Annotated in this window: 4 protein-coding genes; 1 reads left to right on the top strand and 3 read right to left on the bottom strand. The window is 37.7% G+C overall.

Annotated elements, in window-relative coordinates; translation table 11 throughout:
- The 3 genes from B7692_RS07145 to B7692_RS07155 all read right to left on the bottom strand — a co-directional run.
- On the bottom strand, positions 1 to 158 hold a 158-nt coding region (locus tag B7692_RS07145; RefSeq protein WP_205008222.1), incomplete at its 3' end, for a transposase.
- A gap of 409 nt (positions 159 to 567) precedes the next feature.
- On the bottom strand, positions 568 to 1,797 hold the full coding sequence (locus tag B7692_RS07150; protein WP_192855489.1) for a tetratricopeptide repeat protein: 1,230 nt from the start codon (positions 1,795 to 1,797) through the stop codon (positions 568 to 570).
- The gene (locus tag B7692_RS07155; RefSeq protein ID WP_084930320.1) at positions 1,787 to 2,953 is read right to left on the bottom strand and encodes an AI-2E family transporter; all 1,167 of its coding nucleotides are present in this window, start codon (positions 2,951 to 2,953) and stop codon (positions 1,787 to 1,789) included. Before B7692_RS07155 ends, B7692_RS07150 begins: the two co-directional genes overlap by 11 nt.
- Before the next feature lie 154 nt (positions 2,954 to 3,107).
- On the opposite strand from B7692_RS07155, the gene B7692_RS07160 reads away from it, so the two are divergent.
- Positions 3,108 to 4,121 (top strand): lactonase family protein, encoded by a 1,014-nt coding sequence (locus tag B7692_RS07160; RefSeq protein ID WP_084930321.1) that lies wholly within the window; start codon positions 3,108 to 3,110, stop codon positions 4,119 to 4,121.
- Positions 4,122 to 4,469 lie beyond the last annotated feature (348 nt).

Below are 4,469 nucleotides of genomic sequence, written 5' to 3' on the forward strand. Positions count from 1 at the left end.
ATTTCAACTCCTTTATAACTACACAAGCGATGAAATATTTCGCCTAAACTACTTCGATATTGATTATAGATAACTTTTCGTCTATACTTAGGGGTGAACACAATGTGATACTTACAGTGCCACTTTGTGTGCGATAAACTATGAGCCTTTTGTGCCATATTTTTCTCCTTTCGCTTTACAATTGGCTTGAACACCTTTATTGCATCGCGTTCGGAGTTTTTTTGGTATAACCTTCGACGCGCACCCGCATAGCGGGTGGTTTTTTTGTCTCTCACCTAACGGAGCGAGACGGACTAATAGTCACATAACACAAAGAAAAGCCCTTAGAAACTTTTAGTCTAAGGACTTTCTATTCAATCTGTCACTTATGAAATGAGAACTTTTTCTTTTACTATAAAGTCTAAGATTGTACTTTTAAAAATATTACTTATCTCACTTCTTATGTCTTATATTGGAAACTCGAATACAAACACAACAACTCAAATATACTCTCATCATACAATAGATAAAATAGCCTTTAGATTTTATTATCAAAAATGATTAGATACAGTTTTTAAAAATATATTCTTACAATCTCTCAAATAGTTCTTGCATTTGCACATCATCTGGAACTAGTTTTAAGTAAGTTTGAGCATTGACTTTTGCTTCCTCAAAGTAGCCTAATTCACGCAAGAGATAGATATAGTGTTCCAGAAACTCTGGATTGTCCTTCAAATCTCCTACTAATTCTTGGTAATGCTCGTAGGCAGTATCCAAATCGTCAATCTCTTGATAAGAACGAGCAATCATCCACTTGGTCAAAAGATTCTCTGGCTCATCACTTTGTAAGTCCAGAATATCCTCATAGCGCTCCTGTTCTAGATAAATAGTTGCTAAACGGAGTAAAATTTCTTCTGTATCCTCAGCGTCTTCTTTTGCAGTAAGGAGGTAGTTCTCTGCTCCACTAGCATCATGCAATTCATAAGAAAATTGTGAAGCAGCCAGTAAGAGACGAGTTTCAAATGGATTTTTCTCCAACCCTTGCTTAGCGATACGCAGGGCTTCTTGAACTTGATGTTCCTTATGTAAGGCCTGACTGTAACCATACTCATATCCTTCAAAATCAGGTGAAATGGTATCAAGTTGCTTAAAGTAGAGGACAGCTTTTTGGTATTCTTCTTGATCAAAGTAAAGACTGGCCAACTCAAAAGCTGTTAGGTCATCGTATTCTAACTCCAGGGATTTTTCTAAAAACTCTGTAGCCGTTTCAAATTTCCCTAACTGGGCATAGGCAAAGCCAATCCGTTGATAGGTGGAAATGCCTGTTTGCTCATAAATAGTACGATTATCTAACTGGGCATAGCCTTGAATGGCCTCTTGATAATTTTCCAACTCACTATCCAATTCTGCTAAGCCCAATATCAAGAGAGGATCTTCTGAGTAAGTCAAGGCCTCCAGAAGTTTCTCACGCGCCACATCTGTCAAACCTTCCATCTGGTAAAGGTCTGCCTTAAGTGCCAAAGCCGAAACATACCAGTCACTGTCAGTTTGGATTTCCTCTAGATAGGCAAAGGCTTCTTCGATTTGACCATCCTCGCTAGCAATAGCTGCTAGATTAAGATGAACCTCTGGAAAATCCTCTACGATTTTCAGGTAAATTTCCTTGGCCTGAGGATAAAAACCAATTCCTTCAAGATAAGTAGCTAACTCATACAGAAGGTCACTTGGATCATTTTCTAAAGCTTTGACGAAATAATGTTCTGCCTTGGTTAAATCTTGCTCCTCCAAAGCCTGTAACATCTGTTGACTATTGTTCACTCTTTATTTCCTCTCCCTCTAGTTCATATAGTCCACTGACTACTTTATACCATTCAAAAATGGCTGAAATAACAACCTTAGCAGAAGCATAAACCGGAATACCGAGCAAAACTCCCCAGATACCAAACATGGATCCTGAAGTTAACAAGACAAAGAGAACATTAATGGGATGGATGTTTAATTGACTTCCCAAAATCAATGGAGAGACAAAACGGCCTTCAATAGTTTGTTCTACTATAAAGACAATTACTACTTTCAAAAGCATGACTGGCCCAGCAATCAAGCCCAATACTAGGGCAGGAAGCATGGCTAAGAAGCTGCCTAAATAAGGAACCAGATTTAAAATACCAGCAGTAACCCCCAACGTAACTGCATAGCGTAGACCAATAATCTTGAAGAAAATCATAAACATTACCGCTACAATAATAGCCACTGTTACTTGCCCTCTAACATAATTGGACAACTGCTGGTTCACATCTGATAAAACTTGTCCAACAGGTTCTTTCAATTTCGTTGGCATGAATTGGGTCAAATAGTGACGTAGGCCTTTTCCATCACGTAAGAGATAAAAGAGCATGAACGGAACGATAATCAAGGCAACAATCACTTGAGAAGCCCCGCTAATAAAGGCGCTCACCCAGTTGACTGCTTGAGATGAAACCTTACTTGCCCAAACTGTAGCCTGACTTGAGAAGTTTGTCAAAACTTGTTCTAACTGAGGTCTGAAATCATCTGGTAAACGCTTGGTGACCAAATCATCAATAACTCTATCAGCATCTTCAAGGTAGACTGGAACATTCCTTGCAAAACTTAAAACCTGACGTTGCAGATTTGGAATAGCTACTGCCAAGCCCCAAATGATAAAGAGAGCGATGATGACAAAGACAATACTGATTGCTATGACACGATTAATCTTATGCTTCTCCATCCAATCAACAATAGGATTTAATAAATAATATAGCAAACCAGATAAAATGACTGGCAACATCACAACTGCCAAAAAATCTAAAACAGGTGAAAATAGAAAACTAATCTTACTTAAAATAAAAAGATTCAGTCCCAATAATAATGTTACCAAAAATACCGTAATGGCCTTGTTATCTAAAAACCACTTGAAAAACCAAGATAAGCTAAAATGTTTCTCTTTTTGCTCCATAAATACTTCCTTTCTATTGTTCTCTCATTATACCATTTTTAAATCAAAATAACTCTTTTTTAAAGTGCTTACATACTACTCAATTGCACCGCATAGAATATTATAAATTCATTTTTGTGATATAATAGTCTTATCTTTATATAGAGGTAAAGTTATGAAAGAAACTGTTTATTTTGGAACTTATACACGTCGTACTTCCCAAGGGATTTACAAGGCAGACTTCGATACAGAAACTGGTCAGCTTTCAAATCTAGAACTTTTTGCTACTGAGCCAAGTCCAACCTACCTTGCCTTTGACCAGCACCAACATTTATACACTGTTGGTAGTCAAGACGATAAGGGGGGAATTGCAGCCTATCAAACTAATGGTAACTTATTAAATCACGTCGTTGAAGAGGGAGCCCCCCACTGTTATGTTGCCGTTGATGAAAAGCGTGATTTGGTTTACGCGGCAAATTACCACAAGGGACAGGTCCTTGTTTATAAACGTCAGGAAGATGGTCGTCTTCTACTTAGTGATGTTGATCAACACAGTGGCCAAGGTCCACATGAAAATCAAGCTTCTCCACATGTTCACTATACAGATTTAACACCTGACCACTATCTAGTGACCTGCGACTTGGGTACTGACCAAGTAATTACTTATGATCTTGATTCAGAAGGAAAATTATCTAAGCTCTATACCTATCATAGCCAGCCAGGAGCAGGCTCACGCCATATTATTTTTCATAACCATTATAAAATCGCTTATCTCATTTGTGAACTCAATAGCACTATCGAGGTTCTAATCTACGATGGTGTTGGTGAATTTGAACGCATGCAAGTCATTTCAACTCTACCAGACGGTTACGAAGGATTTAATGGAACTGCTGCTATTCGTCTCTCTAAAGATGGTAAATACCTCTACGCTTCTAACCGTGGTCATGATTCTATCGTAGTATATACAATTCTTGCGGACGGTAGCTTAGAGTTATTAGAAATCGTTCCAACGCATGGTAAGACTCCACGTGATTTTAATTTGACACCAGACCAAGAATTTGTCATTGCTATCCATCAAGACTCTGACAATGCAACCGTCTTTAAACGCAATCCTGAAACTGGTCGTCTAGCAGAACTTTCTAATGACTTTCATGTTCCTGAAGCGGTCTGCATCAGTTTTGCTAATTAACACAATTATAACTATCCATCTAACGGATGTTACACACCAAAGAAGACAAACATCATTTTAGTGTTTGTCTTCTTTATATTTTCAAAACTACTCCACTCAAAATAAGCTGAAATCTTTCTCAAAACACTTTTCAATGAAAAGTAAAAATGCTTCACAGCCATCATTTATTTTTCTTACATCTTACGGAGCTAGTCGGATTAATAGTCACATAATGAAAAAAGATTCTGGGACAATAGTCCCTTATTTCCAAAAAAAGCAACGGATTTGCCGTTGTTTTTTTGCATGGTTGCGATAGTCTTGGTAAAATAGAATTGCTTAATAAACCATTTAGAAAGGCCATCCCATGCA

It is taken from the genome of Streptococcus mitis (genome assembly GCF_002096925.1).
GTDB classification, from domain to species: domain Bacteria; phylum Bacillota; class Bacilli; order Lactobacillales; family Streptococcaceae; genus Streptococcus; species Streptococcus mitis_AF.